At 63.9% G+C, this 17,344-nt stretch carries 13 protein-coding genes and 1 pseudogene; 8 read left to right on the forward strand and 6 right to left on the reverse strand.

The window, feature by feature from the left end:
- Positions 1-207: 207 nt before the first annotated feature.
- From IVA80_RS05520 to IVA80_RS05530, 3 genes are all read right to left on the reverse strand, one after another.
- Entirely contained in the window at positions 208-1,671 is a 1,464-nt protein-coding gene (locus tag IVA80_RS05520; RefSeq protein ID WP_247426321.1) for a trehalose-6-phosphate synthase, read from the reverse strand.
- A gap of 236 nt (positions 1,672-1,907) precedes the next feature.
- Positions 1,908-2,729: a trehalose-phosphatase gene (gene otsB / locus IVA80_RS05525; RefSeq protein WP_247426326.1), complete on the reverse strand. Its 822-nt coding sequence runs from the start codon at positions 2,727-2,729 to the stop codon at positions 1,908-1,910.
- 3 nt (positions 2,730-2,732) lie between these two features.
- The gene (locus tag IVA80_RS05530; RefSeq protein WP_247426363.1) at positions 2,733-4,220 is read right to left on the reverse strand and encodes an MFS transporter; all 1,488 of its coding nucleotides are present in this window, start codon (positions 4,218-4,220) and stop codon (positions 2,733-2,735) included.
- A 179-nt stretch (positions 4,221-4,399) separates the two neighbouring features.
- Between IVA80_RS05530 and IVA80_RS05535 the strand changes: the two genes are divergently transcribed.
- Positions 4,400-4,801 (forward strand): DUF3175 domain-containing protein, encoded by a 402-nt coding sequence (locus IVA80_RS05535; RefSeq protein WP_247426329.1) that lies wholly within the window; start codon positions 4,400-4,402, stop codon positions 4,799-4,801.
- Between the two features lie 160 nt (positions 4,802-4,961).
- Here IVA80_RS05535 and IVA80_RS05540 read toward each other — a convergent pair whose 3' ends face one another.
- Positions 4,962-6,995, reverse strand: a complete 2,034-nt coding sequence (locus IVA80_RS05540; RefSeq protein WP_247426333.1) for a HAMP domain-containing methyl-accepting chemotaxis protein — start codon at positions 6,993-6,995, stop codon at positions 4,962-4,964.
- A 337-nt stretch (positions 6,996-7,332) separates the two neighbouring features.
- Entirely contained in the window at positions 7,333-9,372 is a 2,040-nt protein-coding gene (locus IVA80_RS05545; protein ID WP_247426336.1) for a HAMP domain-containing methyl-accepting chemotaxis protein, read from the reverse strand.
- Between the two features lie 323 nt (positions 9,373-9,695).
- Here IVA80_RS05545 and IVA80_RS05550 point away from each other — a divergent pair, with 323 nt between their 5' ends.
- The 4 genes from IVA80_RS05550 to IVA80_RS05565 all read left to right on the forward strand — a co-directional run bounded on the left by IVA80_RS05550 (position 9,696) and on the right by IVA80_RS05565 (position 14,741).
- On the forward strand, positions 9,696-10,181 hold the full coding sequence (locus IVA80_RS05550; protein WP_247426339.1) for a (2Fe-2S)-binding protein: 486 nt from the start codon (positions 9,696-9,698) through the stop codon (positions 10,179-10,181).
- 81 nt (positions 10,182-10,262) lie between these two features.
- Positions 10,263-12,605: a xanthine dehydrogenase family protein molybdopterin-binding subunit gene (locus tag IVA80_RS05555; RefSeq protein ID WP_247426343.1), complete on the forward strand. Its 2,343-nt coding sequence runs from the start codon at positions 10,263-10,265 to the stop codon at positions 12,603-12,605.
- Between the two features lie 15 nt (positions 12,606-12,620).
- Positions 12,621-13,421 (forward strand): xanthine dehydrogenase family protein subunit M, encoded by an 801-nt coding sequence (locus tag IVA80_RS05560; RefSeq protein WP_247426347.1) that lies wholly within the window; start codon positions 12,621-12,623, stop codon positions 13,419-13,421.
- 207 nt (positions 13,422-13,628) lie between these two features.
- The gene (locus IVA80_RS05565) at positions 13,629-14,741 is read left to right on the forward strand and encodes a CaiB/BaiF CoA-transferase family protein (RefSeq protein WP_247426349.1); all 1,113 of its coding nucleotides are present in this window, start codon (positions 13,629-13,631) and stop codon (positions 14,739-14,741) included.
- Between the two features lie 225 nt (positions 14,742-14,966).
- Here IVA80_RS05565 and hppD read toward each other — a convergent pair whose 3' ends face one another.
- Positions 14,967-16,085: a 4-hydroxyphenylpyruvate dioxygenase gene (gene hppD, locus IVA80_RS05570; RefSeq protein ID WP_247426351.1), complete on the reverse strand. Its 1,119-nt coding sequence runs from the start codon at positions 16,083-16,085 to the stop codon at positions 14,967-14,969.
- Between the two features lie 121 nt (positions 16,086-16,206).
- Here hppD and IVA80_RS05575 point away from each other — a divergent pair, with 121 nt between their 5' ends.
- The 3 genes and pseudogenes from IVA80_RS05575 to IVA80_RS05585 all read left to right on the forward strand — a co-directional run.
- Positions 16,207-16,686 carry an Lrp/AsnC family transcriptional regulator gene (locus IVA80_RS05575; RefSeq protein WP_247426353.1) on the forward strand — a complete coding sequence of 160 codons (480 nt, stop codon included), beginning with the start codon at positions 16,207-16,209 and terminating at the stop codon, positions 16,684-16,686.
- Between the two features lie 74 nt (positions 16,687-16,760).
- Positions 16,761-17,072, forward strand: coding sequence for a DUF1272 domain-containing protein (locus IVA80_RS05580; protein ID WP_247426355.1), 312 nt, complete (start codon positions 16,761-16,763; stop codon positions 17,070-17,072).
- Positions 17,073-17,152: 80 nt separating this feature from the next.
- A pseudogene (locus IVA80_RS05585) lies at positions 17,153-17,344 on the forward strand (IS110 family transposase); the annotation flags it as partial.

The raw sequence follows: 17,344 nt of genomic DNA on the forward strand, positions 1-17,344 counted from the left end.
GGCTCGTGTCGCTCTTCCTTCTCCCCTCTGCGGGAAGATGGTGGCGCGAAGCGCCGGATGAGAGTGCAGTCCAGGTCTGTCACCGCGCGAACTCACTTGCGGGTCATCCGCAGAGAGAGACCCCTCACCGGTCGCGCCGCTGCGCGGCGAGCCACCCTCTCCCACAAGCGGCCACAAGAGAGTGAGTTGGAGCAAGCTTCCTGGATCTTAGATCAACCGCACGCCCGAGATCGCCGACTTCAGCCAGCGCAGTGCTTGCGGCGGCTGTGCTGCAAGCGGCGCCACTGCGGCTTTGTCCCTCCGGCACTTTTCAAGTTCAGCGACGAAGTCGGCGGACCATTGCTGGATGGTGTGGCCGCGCAGCTTCTTCATCATCGCGTCCCAACGCATCTTGCGCTCGGTGAGCGGCATCGCGGCCGCGACCGCGATCGTGCGCGCCATGCCGTCGATGTCGTGCGGATTGACCAGCAGCGCCGCATCGAGCTCATTGGCCGCGCCCGCGAATTTCGACAGCACCAGCACGCCGGGATCGGACGGGTTTTGCGCGGCGACGTATTCCTTGGCGACCAGGTTCATCCCGTCATGCAGCGGCGTCACCACCCCGAGCTGTGCGGTACGGTAGAGCCCCGCGAGCACGGCCTGGCTGAAGCCCTTGTTCAGGTAGCGGATCGGCGTCCAGTCGACTTCGCCGTGGCGGCCATTGACGTCGGTGACGAGGCGCGCAACCTCGTTCTGGAGATTGCCGTAGGCCTCGATCGCACCGCGCGACGGGTTGGCGATCTGGAGCAGGGAGATGCTGCGCGCAAACTGCGGCTGATCGGTCCAGAGCCGGTCGAACGCGCTGATGCGGTTGACGAGACCCTTGGAATAGTCGAGCCGGTCGACGCCGATCGCGAGCCGCTCGCCATTGAGGCTGCGGCGCAGCCGTGACACGTCGGGATGCGAGGCCGACTTCGCGGCGTAAGCTGCGAACTTCTCCGCATCGATGCCGATCGGAAAGACTTCGCATCGTGTACGGCCATGCTGCGAGATCGCGACGCCGTCTTCGACGGCGAGGCCGAGTTCGCCCGCGACATAGCCGAGAAAATTCTGGCAATCCTCATTGGTCTGGAAGCCGAGCAGATCGTAGGCCAGCATCGCCGTGATCAGCTCGCGATGATTGGGTACGCCCTGCATCACCGCGGCGACCGGCCATGGCGTGTGCAGGAAGAAGCCGATCGGGTCATTCACGCCGAGATCGCGCAGCTCGGCGCCGAGTGCGAGGAAATGATAGTCCTGCACCCAGAACGCCGTCTGCGGCTTGCGGAAACGCATCAAGGCGCGCGCCATGAAGGCGTTGACCTCGCGATAGCTGACATAGTCGTCCCGCGAGACGCGGATCAGATCGCTGCGCGAATGCAGGGCCGGCCACAGCGCTGAATTTGCGAAGCCTTCGTAATAACCGCCGTAATGCGCCGCCGGCAGATCCAGCGTCGCAATCGCGCCCGAGCCCAGCGCTTCGATCTCGGCGAACGGCTCCTTCTGATGGCCATCGCGCACGCGGCCTGACGAACCCACCCAGATGGCACCCGAATGTTCCACCACGGGAAGCAATGCCGCAGCGAGGCCGCCCGTCATGGGCTCGTTGGGTTTACCGCGCGCAACTCGATTTGAAACGACGATCAAGTTCACAGGTCGTCCCCTCCTGTTCATTCCACCCCGTTTAACTGCCGTTCATCAATATGGTTCCTGATCATCATTTGTCCGAATTGAAACCAAAATCAGGCGCGCGCGTTGGAACCAGTTTTCCTTCAGGGAACCCGGCGATTCCACTCAGCAAAGTCAGTTTTCGTGGCTGTCTTGCGCAGCATGATTGCGCGCACAAGGGAAATACGCGAGCGACAATGTGGCTCTGAGGTGACGACGCCTTATTCCAACCTTGTGTCGTCGAGCAGGTGCGCGAGGAACGCGCGCACATCGTTCGGCGCATCGAAATGGCCGTTGACGCCGATGGCGCGGCGGCCGACCGAGAAGGCGAGGCCGTCCATGTCGGGCATGATCGCAAACACGGTCTCATCGGTAACGTCGTCGCCGATGAAGATCGGACGGCGCCCTTTGAAGGGCTCGCGCTTCATCAATTCGCGCACGCCGGTCGCCTTGGTAAAACCGGAATGCTTGATCTCGCAGACGAACTTGCCGGGCAGCACTTCGATTGGCGCATTGGGCAGATCGGCGCGGATCAGCGAGACGGATTCGTAGATCGCCTTCTCCGCATGCGGCGCAAGGCGATAATGCAGTGCCAGCGAATAGCCCTTGTCCTCGAGTAGAATGCCGGGGCTGAGCTTTGCGATCGCGGCCAGGCGTCGCTTCAGCTCCTTGTCCATCGGCGGCGCGTGCACGTCGTCGGCTTCATTGTCAATCGACAGGCGCATCTCCGCGCCGTGTCCGGCGACGGCACGAAACACATCGGGCGCGAAGATAAGGTCGATGTCGTTGAGCGAGCGGCCACTGACCATCGCCAGCGCGCCCGACGTGCGCTCCGTCAACCGGTTCAGCGTTTCCGACAAGCCCGGCGGCACCCAGACCTCGCGTGGCGTTGGCATCAGGTCGAGCAGCGTGCCGTCGATGTCGAGCAGAATCGCGGTTTCGCCCAGATGCGGCACGAGCGCATGCGGCACCGGCACCGAATCGGGGGCTTCCTCGTCGAGCATGGCGGGCTTCTGGTCCAGTTCCGCGAGTTCCGATTTCATAGTCTACTCCATAAAGGCAAGCGGCCGCGCGATTTGTTCGAGCGATTTTCGTTCCGCGGCGACGGCGTAGCGCCACGCCACGATCGCAGCCGCGATCATCAGGAAGGCCCCCAGCAAATAGCCCGCGAACACGCTGGTGCGTGATCCCGTGTCGATCAGCGCGCCGAACAGCGCGGGTCCGATCACGCCGCCGATGCCGGTGCCGACCGCGTAGAACACCGCAATCGCCAGCGCGCGCACCTCCAGAGGGAACGTCTCGCTGACGGTCAGGTAAGCCGCGCTCGCGGCGGGCGAGGCAAAGAAGAAGATCACCATCCAGGCAATCGTCTGCCCCTGTGCGCTAAGCGCGCCGATCGAGAACAGATAGCCTGAGAGCGCCAGCAGCACGCCCGACGCGCCGTAGGTCAACACGATCATGACGCGGCGGCCGAGCGTATCGAACAGGCGGCCGAGCAGCAGCGGCCCGAGGAAGTTGCCGGCGGCGAACGGCAGGAGATACCAGCCGACATGATCGGCGCTGATGCCGTAGAAGTCGGTCAGCACCAGCGCGAAGGTGAAGAAGATCGCATTGTAGAAGAACGCCTGCGCGCTCATCAGCACGAGGCCGACCAGCGCGCGCTGGCGATAAGCGGAGAACAGCGTGTGCACGACCTCCCTGATCGGAGTGTGATCGCGCATCTTCAAGCGGATTTTCGTGAAGCGGCCGTCGCTCGCATCATGCTCACGTCCGATCACCGAGCGCTCGATCTCGTCCACGATGGCGTGGGCCTGGTCGGGACGACCGTGGATCATCAGCCAGCGCGGGCTCTCCGGAATCCACATCCGCATCAACAGCACGACAAGGCCGACGGTGGCGCCGATGAGATAGGCGAGCCGCCAGCCGAGATCGGGACCGATCACCGCGGGATCGAGCAGCACGATGGCCGCCACGGCGCCCATCGCCGCGCCGATCCAGAAACTGCCGTTGATGACAAGATCGGTCCAGCCGCGATACCGCGCCGGCACCAGTTCCTGGATCGTCGAGTTGATCGCAGTGTATTCGCCACCGATGCCGGCGCCGGTGAGAAAACGAAACAGCGCGTAGCTCGCGACATTCCACGACAGAGCGGTCGCGGCGGTCGCAGAGAGATAAAGCGCCAGCGTGATGAAGAACAGCTTCTTGCGGCCGATGCGATCGGTGAGCCAGCCGAAGCCGAGCGCGCCGAGCACCGCACCGGCAAGATACGCGGAGTTGGCGAAACCGAGATCGAGATTGGAGAAATGCAGCAACGGACTCTGCTTCAGCGCGCCGGAGAGCGCACCGGCCAGCGTCACCTCGAGCCCGTCGAGAATCCAGGTGATCCCGAGCGCCAGCACGACACGGGTGTGAAAGCCGCTCCACGGCAGCGCATCGAGCCGCGACGGAATGCTGGTCTCGACGATGCGGTCGCTCGCGGCCGCCGCCGAGATCGCAGATCCATAGTTCAGCACTGGGGTTTGCTGCAATTCCATCGCGTTGTTGGTTTTGACCAATGAAAGCGGCCCGGCTCACATGATGTGGACGGGAGCTATCTGATCATGTGGTGCGGCATTTCGCCTGCCACCGGTGACAACGTCGACGGCAAGGCCGGGTTCCCATGGGAACAGCGCCCAAGGCCGTCCGTTTCCGATGGAGGCCAAGGAGTTGACGCATGGCTCATGTCAGAAAGACGACACATTCGCGAAAAGCCAGTGCGGGAAAAGCCGGGGCGCGAAAGACGGCGCACCGGAAGACCAGCACGAGGCGCAGCACCTCTGCGCGCAAGAGCACCAAACGCGCCACACCAAAACGCTGGTCGCAGCGCGTGACGAAGGAGAGCGATGCGCTCGACCTCAAGCAAGGTGTCTTCAAGTTGACCAGCCCGAAGAAGATCGCGGTCTCGCTGAAGCGCTCGGCCGAGCACAGCTCGCGCCGCAAGACCAACGCTTACCGTTCAGCGCTGTCGATGCTGACCTTCTACATCAACCGCGCCGGCAAGACGCTGCCGAAGACCCAACGCACGCGGCTGGAGCAGGCCAAGGTGGAATTGAAGCGGGCGTTCGGGAGGGAGTGAGATTCAGGCAGCTTCTCGCTGGTCGTCCCGCGCAGGCGCAGCGGCTGGCAGCGCAGAGCGCTGTCCCGTAGCGGAGCGCAGATCCGGGACGACAGCGACAGCGGAGCGTGCGGGACGGCAGCGAAGGCTTCAGCCGCGGAGCGCCTGACGCCCAGCGACCTTACGCCGCCCGGATATTCCCCATGAAGCGATCGAGCTCGGCGCGAAGGCGGGTGCTTTCCGATGACAGCGTCTTGGCCGAATTCAGCACCTCTTCCGAGGCCGAGCCGGTTTCGGCGGCGCCACGGTTGACCTGGCCAATGTCGGTGGCGGCGGTTTGGGTGCCCTGCGCGACGGTCTGGACGCTGCGGGCAATCTCCTGCGTTGCTGCACCCTGCTGCTCGACTGCGCTCGCAATCGACGTCGAGATCGACGAGATCTGGCCGATGGTGGCACCGATCTCCTTGATCGCGGCGACCGACTCGGCGGTCGCGCCCTGCATCCCCATAATGTGGGAGGAGATTTCGTCAGTCGCCTTCGCGGTCTGGCTCGCCAGCGACTTCACTTCGCTGGCGACCACGGCAAAGCCGCGGCCGGCGTCGCCGGCGCGCGCCGCCTCGATGGTGGCGTTCAGTGCGAGCAGATTGGTCTGCTCGGCAATCGCCGTGATCAGTTTTACAACTTCGCCGATCTGCTGGGCGGCATGAGAGAGCTTGCCGATGCGGCCGTCAGTTTCCTTTGCCTGCACCACGGCAGTTTCCGCAATGCGACTGGAATCGCGGACCTGACGACCGATCTCCTCGACCGAGGCCGAGAGCTCTTCCGTCGCGGTCGCGACCGACTGCATGTTGCTCGAGGCCTGCTCGGACACGCCGGCAACCTGGCTCGACAGCGTCTGGGTGGTTTCGGCGGTGCGGGTCAGCGTGGACGCTGCCGCTTCGAGCTGCACGGCGGAAGCCGAGACGTTGGACACGATGGCGCCGACGGCGCTTTCGAAATCGTCGGCAAAGCGGATCAGCTCGGAGCGGCGGCTGGCGGACTGCTCTCTGTTCTGGGCTTCGCTGGCGGCAGCATCGCGCTCGGCCTTGGCCACGGCCTGAACCTTGAACTCCTCGACCGCACCGGCCATCTCGCCGATCTCATCCTTGCGGCCGAGACCCGGCAGCACGACGTCGAAATTGCCCGAGGCAAGCTCGCGCATCGCCTTGCACATTGCGATCATCGGACGCGAGATGCCGTTGCCGAGCATCAGGGCCAGCACGGCACCGATGGCGAGGCCACCGAGCGCCATGCTCAGCATCAGCCGCTCGGTTTCCCCGATCGTCGCATTGGCGCTCGCCTCGATGCGCTGCTGGTCGGCGGTCAGGTCCGATCGCAACTCGCTCGAGAGTTTCACGATGGAGGCAGCCGTCTTGGTCATCTCGCCGTTCAGCTTGACGATGACCTTCACGTTCTCCGACAGCTTTGCGAAGGAGGTGCGGTACTGCTTCAGCAGATTGCCGAGCTCGGTAACGCGGTCGGTGATCTTCTGGTCGTTTGCATAGATCGAGACCAGGAGGGTCTCCAGGAACTTGATGCGGGCGATCACGCCGTCGGCGGTCTTCGGCTCCGGCTTGGCGATGAAGGCGCTCACCGAGGTAGAGACCGCCAGATATTGCGAGGTGACGTCCTTGGCCGTGGTCTGGACCGAGTCCAGGCTCGCCAGGGCCGCGGTATCGGCGAGATCGTCGAACTTGAAGCGGATCTTGTTGCCGACGCCATTGAGCTCGTCCGCCGCGATCTTGTTGTTCTCGCGGGTCAGTATGATGATTTCACCGAACACCTTCGTGAAGCGCTGGAATTCGGCTTCGAGCTTGCCGACCTGCTCGCGACGGGCGGCACCGGGAGTGGCCGCCACCGACTTGGCGATTGCGCCCTTCAGATTCTCTTCGGCCGCTTTGGCCGCGGTCTCGTCATCCGCCGAGCCGGTCAGCGTATAAGCCCGCGCCAGGCCCTGGTAAGCGATCAGATCGCGATCGACCGTCCGCGCGAGGTCCGCTTCCGACACGCTGGCCCGGTAGGATGCCACGGCGGCCTGGATCCGCTCGAAGCCGAAATAGGCAAAAGCCATGCTGACGGCGAGAATGGCGAGTACCGCCACGAAGCCGAGTATGATTTTTGCACGAAAACGCAAGGTGAGCAGCTTCGATGTGTTCGGCTTCGACTTGACGGGCATTCCCCACACCATTCCATTCGCGGAAAACCAGGCGCAGCCCGGAAGCAGCCCGCTTCCCGACTCATCAGCACGGTAAAGTGCAAAGGATAAGCGGCGGTAAATTTGCGGCCACGCAACTTGCGGTTCGGTGACGCGGGGGAGGCAGCGCGGTCGTCCCGGACAAGCGCGCCCAAAGCGCGCGCCGATCCGGGACCCATAGCCAGAGGTAGGAGTTTGTTGAAGACTTGGAGTTGCCGGCCCGTGCCACGACTCCTCCCTGTGACTATGGTCCCGGGTTCGCTTCGCGCCCCGGGACGACGCGAAGGTGACAGCGAGGACTTCAGGCGCAGTCTAAGCCTTACGCCGCCCGGATATTTCCCATGAAGCGGTCGAGCTCGGCGCGCAGACGGTTGCTTTCGCCGGAGAGGGTCTTCGCCGAATTCAGCACCTCCTCCGAGGCCGAGCCGGTTTCGGCGGCGCCACGGTTGACTTGGCCGATGTCGGTGGCTGCAGTCTGGGTGCCCTGCGCGACGGTCTGGACGCTGCGGGCAATCTCCTGCGTCGCTGCGCCCTGCTCTTCCACGGCGCTCGCGATGGACGTCGAGATCGACGAAATCTGGCCGATGGTGGCGCCGATCTCCTTGATCGCGGCGACCGACTCGGCGGTCGCGCCCTGCATCCCCATAATGTGCGAGGAAATCTCGTCAGTGGCCTTCGCGGTCTGGCTGGCCAGCGACTTCACTTCGCTGGCGACCACGGCAAAGCCGCGGCCGGCGTCGCCGGCACGCGCTGCCTCGATGGTGGCGTTGAGCGCCAGAAGGTTGGTCTGCTCGGCTATCGCCGTGATCAGTTTTACCACCTGCCCGATCTGCTGGGCGGCGTGCGAAAGCTTGCCGATACGACTGTCGGTCTCCTTGGCCTGCACCACCGCAGCTTCCGCAATGCGGCTGGAGTCGCGGACCTGGCGGCCGATCTCCTCGACCGAGGCCGAGAGCTCTTCGGTCGCGGTTGCGACCGACTGCATGTTGCTCGAGGCCTGCTCGGAGACGCCGGCAACCTGGCTCGACAGGGTCTGCGTGGTCTCCGCGGTGCGGGTCAGCGTGGACGCCGCCGATTCGAGCTGTACGGCGGAAGCCGAGACGTTGGACACGATGGCGCCGACGGCGCTTTCGAAATCGTCGGCAAAGCGGATCAGCTCGGAGCGGCGGCTCGCGGACTGCTCTCTGTTCTGGGCTTCGCTGGCGGCAGCATCGCGCTCGGCCTTGGCCACGGCCTGAACCTTGAACTCCTCGACCGCGCCGGCCATCTCGCCGATCTCGTCCTTGCGGCCGAGACCCGGCAGCACGACGTCGAAATTGCCCGACGCGAGTTCACGCATCGCCTTGCACATCGCAATCATCGGACGCGAGATGCCGGTCCCGAGCAGGAAGGCCAAGATTGCGCCGAGCAGCGTGCCGCCGACGGCCAGCATCAGCACCAGTTGCTCGGTCCGCTCGATGGTCGCTTCCGATTCGGCATCCAGCCGCTGCTGTTCGGCGACGAGGTCGGCCTTCATGGCGGTGGCGCCCTGAAGGATCGCGCCGGCCGAACCGCCCATCTCGGTGACGAGTTCGTCGATCATCTTGGCGTTCGCGATCAGCTTCTCCAGCGATTCCCGATAAGCACCGAGTAATCCTTTGGCATCCTTCAGGCCGGCGACGATCTTGTCGTCCATGGAATAGATTGCGCCGAGCGAGTTCTCGACGAATTTCAGCCGCGCCAGGGCGCTGGTCGCGATCGCCTGGTCGGACGTCAGCACGAAATTGGTCGCCGCCGCGCTCGCAGTCTGGAACTGGGCATTGACCTGCTTGGTGCCGAACTCGATCGCCTGCGCCTCGGAATCGGAGGCATTGTTGCCGATGTCGTCGAGCTTGTATTTCAGCAGGTTGGCGTTGCGCGTGAGCTGGTTCTGCACCAGCAGCGCACTGTCACGCTTGGCCTGGAGGACTTTTGCGAAGGTCGCGGAGAAGTTGGAAAATTCCTTGGCGAGCTTGCCCAGGCTCTCCTGCCGCGCCGGCCTCTTGGCACTTTTGACCGCCTGGTCGATGGCACCCTTCAGGTTGGCCTCGGTGTCGAGCGCAGCCTTGGCATCGTCCTCCTTGCCGGTGACGACGAAATAGCGGACTGCCGAGCGGTAGGCGAGCAACTCACGGTCGATGTTGCGGGCAAGATCGGCCTCCGAAACGCTGCTGCGGTAGGACCCGACCCCGGACGAGACCCGCTCGAAGCCAACATAGGAGAAGGCCATACTGCCAGCAGAAATCACCAGCACTGCGGCAAAACCCAGGATGATCTTGGCGCGGAACCTGAGGGTCGGCATGATTGTGCGCTTAGACGGCGACGCGATACGGCCGGACATTCCCACCCCCATTTTTATTCGACCCAGATCCGGAGGCGCCCCGCTCCCGGACCTGGCTGCGCAAAACTAGGGCAGAATTGATAAGGGGCGGTAAATTCAGCGTACCCGCAGATTTTCCAGCTCTATCGGCCAACCGGGGAGCTGGCATCCCACGCCGAACCGGCGCAGCGTCCAAATCCTGTCGGCTCGCCCCGCAAATCGTCGCGGGCCTGTCTGGATCAATGACTTTTCCATGACCAAGGCGACCAAAATCCTAGTTGCAAAGTTCCGGGTCGCTGTCTCTAATTAGAAACAATCAAAATCAATCCCGGGAGGACTTCACCGTGTCTACAGTCAAACTGACAGTGAACGGCAAGGCCGTCGCTGTCGACGTCGAGGACCGCACGCTGCTGGTCCAGCTCCTGCGCGATCACCTCAACCTCACCGGGACCCATGTCGGCTGCGACACCAGCCAGTGCGGCGCCTGCGTCGTGCACATGGATGGCAAGGCGGTGAAATCCTGCACCATGCTCGCAGGCCAGGCCGACGGGGCCAGCGTCACCACCATCGAAGGCATCGCCAAGGGCGACGAGCTGCACCCGATGCAGGAGGCGTTCCGCGACAATCACGGCCTCCAGTGCGGCTACTGCACGCCGGGCATGATCATGTCGGCGATCGACATCGTTCATCGTCACGGCGGCCAGCTCGACGAGGCCACCGTCCGCCAGGAGCTCGAAGGCAATATCTGCCGCTGCACCGGCTACCACAACATCGTCAAAGCCGTGCTGGATGCGGCCGGACGCATGAAGGTTGCGCAGGCCGCCGAGTAGGCGGCCCGCCTCGAACAGAGAACCACCGCCGCTTTCGATCGACAGCGCGGTCAACAAAATTTTCGGTCGGGAGGACCAGACATGGGTGTTGAGGGCATTGGTGCACGCGTCGTGCGCAAGGAAGACAAGCGTTTCATTACCGGCAAGGGCCGCTACGTCGACGACATCAAACTGCAGGGCATGACCCATGCCCATTTCATCCGCAGCCCGCACGCGCATGCCAGGGTGAAGGGGATCGATTCCTCCGCCGCGCTGAAGATGCCGGGCGTGGTCGCAGTGCTCACGGGCCAAGAGATCGTCGACGACAAGGTCGGCAATCTCATCTGCGGCTGGGCCATCACCTCCAAGGACGGCAGCCCGATGAAGATGGGCGCATGGCCCGCGATGGCACCGGAGACGGTGCGTTTCGTCGGTCAGGCCGTCGCGGTCGTGATCGCCGAGAGCAAGAACCTCGCGCGCGACGCGGCCGAGGCCGTCGTCGTCAGCTACGAAGAGCTGCCGGCAGTCGCCGATGTCCATGCCGCGATCAAGTCCGGCGCGCCGCAGCTTCACCCCGAAGCTCCCGGCAACCAGGTCTATGATTGGGTGATCGGCGACGAGGGCGCAACGGATGCCGCCTTCGCCAAGGCCGCCAATGTCGTCAAGCTCGACGTCACCAACAACCGCCTCGCGCCCAACGCGATGGAGCCGCGCGCGGCGATCGCCGATTATGACGCGGCGGAGGAGCATTTCACGCTCTACACGACGTCGCAGAATCCGCACGTCGCCCGCCTGGTGCTGTCGGCGTTCTACAACATCGCTCCCGAGCACAAGCTGCGCGTGATCGCGCCCGACGTCGGCGGCGGCTTCGGCTCGAAAATCTTCATCTATCCGGAGGAGATGGTGGCGCTATGGGCCTCGAAGAAGGTCGGCCGCCCGGTAAAATGGACCGGCGACCGCACCGAGGCCTTCCTCACCGACGCGCATGGCCGCGACCATGTCACCCATGCCGAGATGGCGTTCGACGCCAACAACAAGATCACCGGGTTGAAGGTGAAGACCTACGCCAATTTCGGCGCCTACATGTCGCTGTTCTCGTCCTCAGTGCCGACCTATCTCTACGCGACGCTGCTGTCGGGCCAGTACAACATCCCGGCGATCCATGCCGAGGTGGTCGGCGTCTACACCAACACCACGCCGGTCGACGCCTATCGCGGCGCTGGCCGCCCCGAGGCGAGCTATTTGATCGAACGGTTGATGGAGACGGCCGCGCGGCAGTTGAATGTCGATCCGGCCGCGCTGCGCAGGACCAACTTCATCACCCAGTTCCCGCACCAGACGCCCGTGATCATGGCCTATGACACCGGCGACTTTAACGCCTCGCTCGACGCCGCAATGAAGGCGATCGACTATGCCGGCTTCGCCGCGCGCAAGGCCAAGGCGAAGGCGGACGGCAAGCTGCGCGGCATCGGCGTGTCCTGCTACATCGAGGCCTGCGGCATCGCGCCGTCGAAGGCGGTGGGCAGCCTGGGCGCCGGCGTCGGTCTGTGGGAATCCGCCGAGGTGCGCGTCAACCCGGTCGGCACCATCGAGATTCTCACGGGCTCGCACAGCCACGGCCAGGGTCACGAGACCACGTTCTGCCAGCTCGTCGCGGAGCGCCTCGGCGTTCCCATCAGCCAGGTCTCGATCGTCCATGGCGACACCGACAAGGTGCAGTTCGGCATGGGCACCTATGGCTCGCGCTCCGCGGCCGTCGGTCTCACCGCGATCCTGAAGGCGATGGAGAAGATGGAATCCAAGGCCAAGAAGATTGCGGCGCATGCCCTTGAAGCATCGGAAGGCGACATCGTCATCGAGAACGGCGAATTCAAGGTGGCCGGTACCGACAAGGCGATTGCCTTCCCGATGGTCGCGCTCGCAGCCTACACCGCGCACAATCTGCCTGACGGGATGGAGCCGGGCCTGAAGGAGAGCGCCTTCTACGACCCGACCAACTTCACCTTCCCGGCCGGCGCTTACATTTGCGAGCTCGAGGTCGATCCCGGCACGGGCAAGACCTCCTTCGTCAACTTCGTCGCGGCCGACGATTTCGGCCGGCTGATCAACCCGATGATCGTCGAGGGACAGGTCCATGGCGGTCTCGCCCAGGGCATCGGGCAGGCGCTGCTCGAGCATGCGATCTATGATGCCAGCGGCCAGCCGGTGACGGCCTCGTTCATGGATTACTCCATGCCGCGCGCCGACGATTTGCCCTCGTTCAATCTCTCCCACACCACGACGCTCTGCCCGGGCAATCCGCTCGGCATCAAGGGTTGCGGTGAGGCCGGCGCGATCGGCGCCTCTGCGGCCGTGATCAACGCCATCACGGACGCGATCGGTAAGAACAATCTGGAAATGCCCGCAACCCCGGACCGGGTGTGGCGCACGATCCACGCGGCTTGAGAGGGAGAAACGAAGATGTATCAGACCATTTATCATCGCCCTTCCTCGGTCGACGAAGCCGTCAGCCTGTTCGCAAAGGGCAGCGAAGCGAAGTTCCTCGCCGGCGGCCAGACGCTGCTGCCGGTCATGAAGCAGCGCCTCGCCAGCCCCTCGGATGTGATCGACCTCGGCAAGATCAAGGAGCTGCAAGGCGTCGAGCTGTCGGGCGACGTGCTGACCATCAAGGCCGGCACGACCTATTTCGACATCATGCAGAATGCCGATGTGAAGAAGGCGATCCCCGCGATTGCCTATCTCACCTCGGTGCTTGGCGATCCCGCCGTGCGCTATCGCGGCACGATCGGCGGCTCGATCGCCAACAACGATCCCGCCGCGGACTATCCCGCCGCGCTGCTCGCGCTCGGCGCCACCGTGAAGACCAACACGCGGTCGATCGCAGCCGAGGACTTCTTCCAGGGCCTGTTCACCACGGCGCTCGAAGACGGCGAGATCATCACCGCCGTGTCGTTCCCGGTGCCGGCGAAGGCCGGCTACGAGAAAATGCGGCACCCGGCCTCGCGCTTCGCGCTGACCGCCGTGTTCGTCGCGCAGATGAAGTCGGGCGAGATCCGGGTTGCCGCGACCGGCGCCTCGCAAAGTGGCGTGATGCGGGTGCCCGCGATCGAGACCGCGCTGAAGGCGAACTGGTCGCCGGCAGCAATCGACGGCGTGAGCATTTCGGCGAGCAATCTGCTGGCCGACATCCACGGCACGGCCGAGTACCGGGCCAATCTGATCAAGGTGATGGCGCAGCGCGCGGTGGCCGCCGCGAGCTGACGATCGCACTTAGCGCCTGAACACAAATCTTCCGCGGCGCGCAGCAATGCGCGCCGCCTTTGTTATGCGCCTATGCATGAAAAGCGCTTGCCTCGCTGGCGTGAAGGCGAGAAAAGTTAATCAGCCAATTAACTCGCCCCACAGAGGAACGTCCCGGACGCTTGGCCGTACCATCGGCATCCGCCCGCGACCCGAGGAAACAACAACGTGCTCGATAAATCAGCCCAAGACTCCTCCGTCCGCACCTCCGGCCCGCTGTCGGGCTTCCGGATCGTCGAATTCGCCGGCATCGGACCCGGCCCGTTCGCCTGCATGATGCTGGCCGACATGGGCGCCGACGTTGTCACGCTCGATCGCGTTGGCGCCAAGAAGAGTATGAAGTCGGTCGCGGGCCGCGGCCGCAAGGTGATCGAGCTCGACCTCAAGGACAAGGCGGCGACCGCAGAAGTGCTCGACCTGCTTGCCAATGTCGACGCGCTGGTCGAGGGCTTCCGTCCCGGCGTGATGGAGCGGCTTGGGCTCGGTCCGGACGTCGTGCTCGCGCGCAACCCAAAACTCGTCTACGGCCGCATGACCGGCTGGGGTCAGGAAGGCCCGCTCGCGAACGCCGCCGGCCACGACATCAACTACATCTCCATCACCGGCGCGCTCGCCGCGATCGGACCTGAGGAGGCGCCGGTGCCGCCGCTCAATCTGGTCGGCGATTTCGGCGGCGGCGCGCTCTATCTCGTCGTCGGCGTGCTCGCAGCACTGCTGGAAGCCTCTAGGTCGGGCAAGGGCCAGGTCGTCGATGCCGCGATGTGCGACGGCGCGGCTTCGCTGATGTCGTTCTTCTTCGACATGACCACGATCGGCCGCTGGACCGAGCGCCGCAACCAGAACTTCCTCGACGGCGGCGCACATTTCTATGGTGTCTACGAATGCGCCTGCGGCCATTTCGTCTCGATCGGCTCGATCGAGCCGCAGTTCTATGCGCTGCTCCGCGAGCACGCTGGCCTCTCCGATGCCGATTTCGACGCGCAGATGGACCGCAAGGCCTGGCCGGCGCTGAAGCAGAAGTTGCAGGCCGTGTTCAAGAGCAAGACACGTGAAGACTGGTGCAAGATCATGGAAGGCACCGACATCTGCTTCGCACCGGTGCTGACCATGTCGGAAGCGACCGAGCATCCGCACATGGTCGCCCGCAACGTCTTCGTCGAACGCCACGGCGTGAAACAGCCCGCGCCCGCGCCGCGCTTCTCGCGCACGCCGTCGGCGGTTCGGGAGCCGGAGGGGGCGGATATCGGGGCGGTGATGAAGGCGTGGAAGGCGGAAAGATAAGATCTTTGCTGGAGCACCAATCTCCGCTCGTCGTCCCGGACAAGCGCAGCGGAGCAGAGCGCTGATCCGGGATCCATAGCCACAGGATGTGGTTGGCAAAGACTTGGAGTTCTGTACTCCTGCCGATCGCGATCGATGGATTCCGCGGTATGGGTCCCGGATCTGCGCTTCCGCTTGTGCGGGACGAGACTTGTTTTGACGCGGCAATGTGCCGGAACGCGCGACTTACGCCGCGTTATCCACCTTCAACACGCCGCGCCGGATCTGATCCTCCTCGATCGATTCGAACAGGGCCTTGAAATTGCCCTCGCCAAAACCGTCGTCGCCCTTGCGCTGGATGAACTCGAAGAAGATCGGGCCGATGGCGTTGGCCGAGAAGATCTGGAGCAGCACCTTGGTCTGGCCGCCTTCGACCACGCCCTCGCCGTCGATCAGGATGCCATTGATCTGAAGCCGCGCGACGTCCTCGCCGTGCTTGGGCAGACGCGCGTCGATTCGCTCGAAATAGGTCGCGGGCGGAGCCGGCATGAAGGGCAGCCCGGCTTCGCGCAGGCTCTCGATGGTACGGTAAATGTCGCTGCAGCCGCAGGCGATGTGCTGGATGCCCTCGCCGCGATAGATATTCAGATATTCCTCGATCTGGCCGGAATCGCCGGCGTCCTCGTTGATCGGAATGCGGATCTTGCCGTCAGGGCTGGTCAGCGCACGCGAGAACAGGCCGGAGGCGCGGCCCTCGATATCGAAGAAGCGGATCTGGCGAAAGTTGAAGAGCTTCTCGTAGAAGCCGGTCCACACGTCCATGCGACCGCGATGGACGTTATGGGTGAGATGGTCGAGGTAGAACAGGCCGGCCCCGGCGGGCCGCGGATCGCGCGCGCCGAGCCATTCGAACTCGCCATCATAGGCCGAGCCCTTGGCGCCGTAACGATCGACGAAATAGAGCAGACTGCCGCCGATGCCCTTGATTGCGGGCACATCCAGCGTCTTCTGCGCCGATGACACATCGGCAGATTCCGCACCGAGTGAAATCGCGCGGTCATAGGCGGCCTTCGCATCAACGACGCGAAATGCCATCGACGGCGCGCAGGGACCATGCGCGGCAACGAAGTCGTAGCCGTGGGTGCCGGGCTCCTCGTTGACGAGATAGTTGATGTCGCCTTGGCGATAGACGGTGATTGACTTGGTCTTGTGGCGCGCGACCGGCTCATAGCCCATCAGCCTGAACAGCGCGTGCAGCTCTTCCGGATCGGGATGCGCATATTCGACGAACTCGAACCCGTCGGTGCCCATCGGATTGTCGACGCTGATCGTGGCCGGCGGTGCATCGTGCGGAAACGGACCCATGGTGCTCTCCCAAATTGCTGCGGACCTGAACTATCCTTCATGGGGCATGCAATGGGCGTGCAAACGGGATGCGCCTTGGCTATTATATGCACGATCCGTGCATGAACAGGGTATGTGACGCATGATTTCGGTAGACGCCTTCGACCTCAAGATCCTCGGTGCGCTCCAGGACGACGGTCGGCTCACCAACCAGGAGCTCGCGGATCTCGCCGGCCTGTCGGCCTCGCAATGCTCGCGGCGGCGGATGCGACTGGAGGAGGAGAAGGTGATATCAGGCTATCACGCCGATCTCTCCAGCGAGGTGCTCGGCTTCGGCGTGATCGCCTTCATCCAGGTGACGCTCGCGACGCATTCGCCGGACAATGCCAAGCGCTTCCGCGCGCTGGTGGGCCGCATCGACGAAATCCAGGAGGCCTATTCTCTGACGGGCGACGCCGACTATGTGCTGAAAGCGGTGCTGCGCGACCTCAAGGGGCTCTCCAACCTCGTCAACGACGTGCTGATGCCGCACCAGAGCGTGGCGCATGTGCGCTCCTCGATCGTGCTCGACCGGCTGAAGGAGAGCACCCGGCTGCCGCTGAAGGGTTTGAAAGCTGGCTGAAATCGAGGGAAATGCGCCATTCGCGCTGCGCGCCTGTTCTGCGATCATCCCGGTCAATCCGGGAGACGAAAGCCATGGCCCTCCAGCTTCGACCGAACTGCGAATATTGCGACCGCGACCTGCCGCCGACCGCGACGGATGCGCGGATCTGCTCCTATGAATGCACGTTCTGTGCGGACTGCGTCGAGACAAAACTTTCCAACGTGTGCCCAAACTGCGGCGGCGGCTTTGCGCCGCGTCCAATCCGCCCCACGCAGGAATGGCGGGCGGGCGTGTGCACGACCAAGCAGGCGCCATCGGACAAGCGGGTGCATCTGAAGTACAGCCTGGATGATGTCGCGGCGCATTGCGCGAGAATACGAGAGGTGCCGCCGGAAAGGCGGTAGGTCTCGTAGATTCCATGGGGCGGTGAGCGGGCTCTTTCCGATAGGTTTGGGTTTCCACACTCGAACCATCGGAGAGTTTGATGCAAGCATCGATCGAGAGCACGCCCACCGCCGGGCATATTGGCACAATTTTCGTTGCGATCGAACTGAGTCAAAAGACCTGGCTGGTGACGCTGCACAGTCCGGATCGTGACCGGATCTCACGCCACAAGATTGAGGGCGGCGATCACGCCGGGCTGCTGGCCTTGCTCGAGAAGATCAAGGCGCGAGCG

This window comes from Bradyrhizobium sp. 139 (assembly GCF_023074175.1).
Classification (GTDB): domain Bacteria; phylum Pseudomonadota; class Alphaproteobacteria; order Rhizobiales; family Xanthobacteraceae; genus Bradyrhizobium.

Bases quoted from the DNA above. Each gene is read 5' to 3' on its own strand.
- IVA80_RS05545 (WP_247426336.1), bottom strand. From the start codon at position 9,372: ATGTCCGGCCGTATCGCGTCGCCGTCTAAGCGCACAATCATGCCGACC.
- hppD (WP_247426351.1), bottom strand. From the start codon at position 16,085: ATGGGTCCGTTTCCGCACGATGCACCGCCGGCCACGATCAGCGTCGAC.
- IVA80_RS05530 (WP_247426363.1), bottom strand. From the start codon at position 4,220: ATGGAATTGCAGCAAACCCCAGTGCTGAACTATGGATCTGCGATCTCG.
- IVA80_RS05555 (WP_247426343.1), top strand. From the start codon at position 10,263: ATGGGTGTTGAGGGCATTGGTGCACGCGTCGTGCGCAAGGAAGACAAG.
- IVA80_RS05535 (WP_247426329.1), top strand. From the start codon at position 4,400: ATGGCTCATGTCAGAAAGACGACACATTCGCGAAAAGCCAGTGCGGGA.
- IVA80_RS05560 (WP_247426347.1), top strand. From the start codon at position 12,621: ATGTATCAGACCATTTATCATCGCCCTTCCTCGGTCGACGAAGCCGTC.
- otsB (WP_247426326.1), bottom strand. From the start codon at position 2,729: ATGAAATCGGAACTCGCGGAACTGGACCAGAAGCCCGCCATGCTCGAC.
- IVA80_RS05575 (WP_247426353.1), top strand. From the start codon at position 16,207: ATGATTTCGGTAGACGCCTTCGACCTCAAGATCCTCGGTGCGCTCCAG.
- IVA80_RS05580 (WP_247426355.1), top strand. From the start codon at position 16,761: ATGGCCCTCCAGCTTCGACCGAACTGCGAATATTGCGACCGCGACCTG.
- IVA80_RS05540 (WP_247426333.1), bottom strand. From the start codon at position 6,995: ATGCCCGTCAAGTCGAAGCCGAACACATCGAAGCTGCTCACCTTGCGT.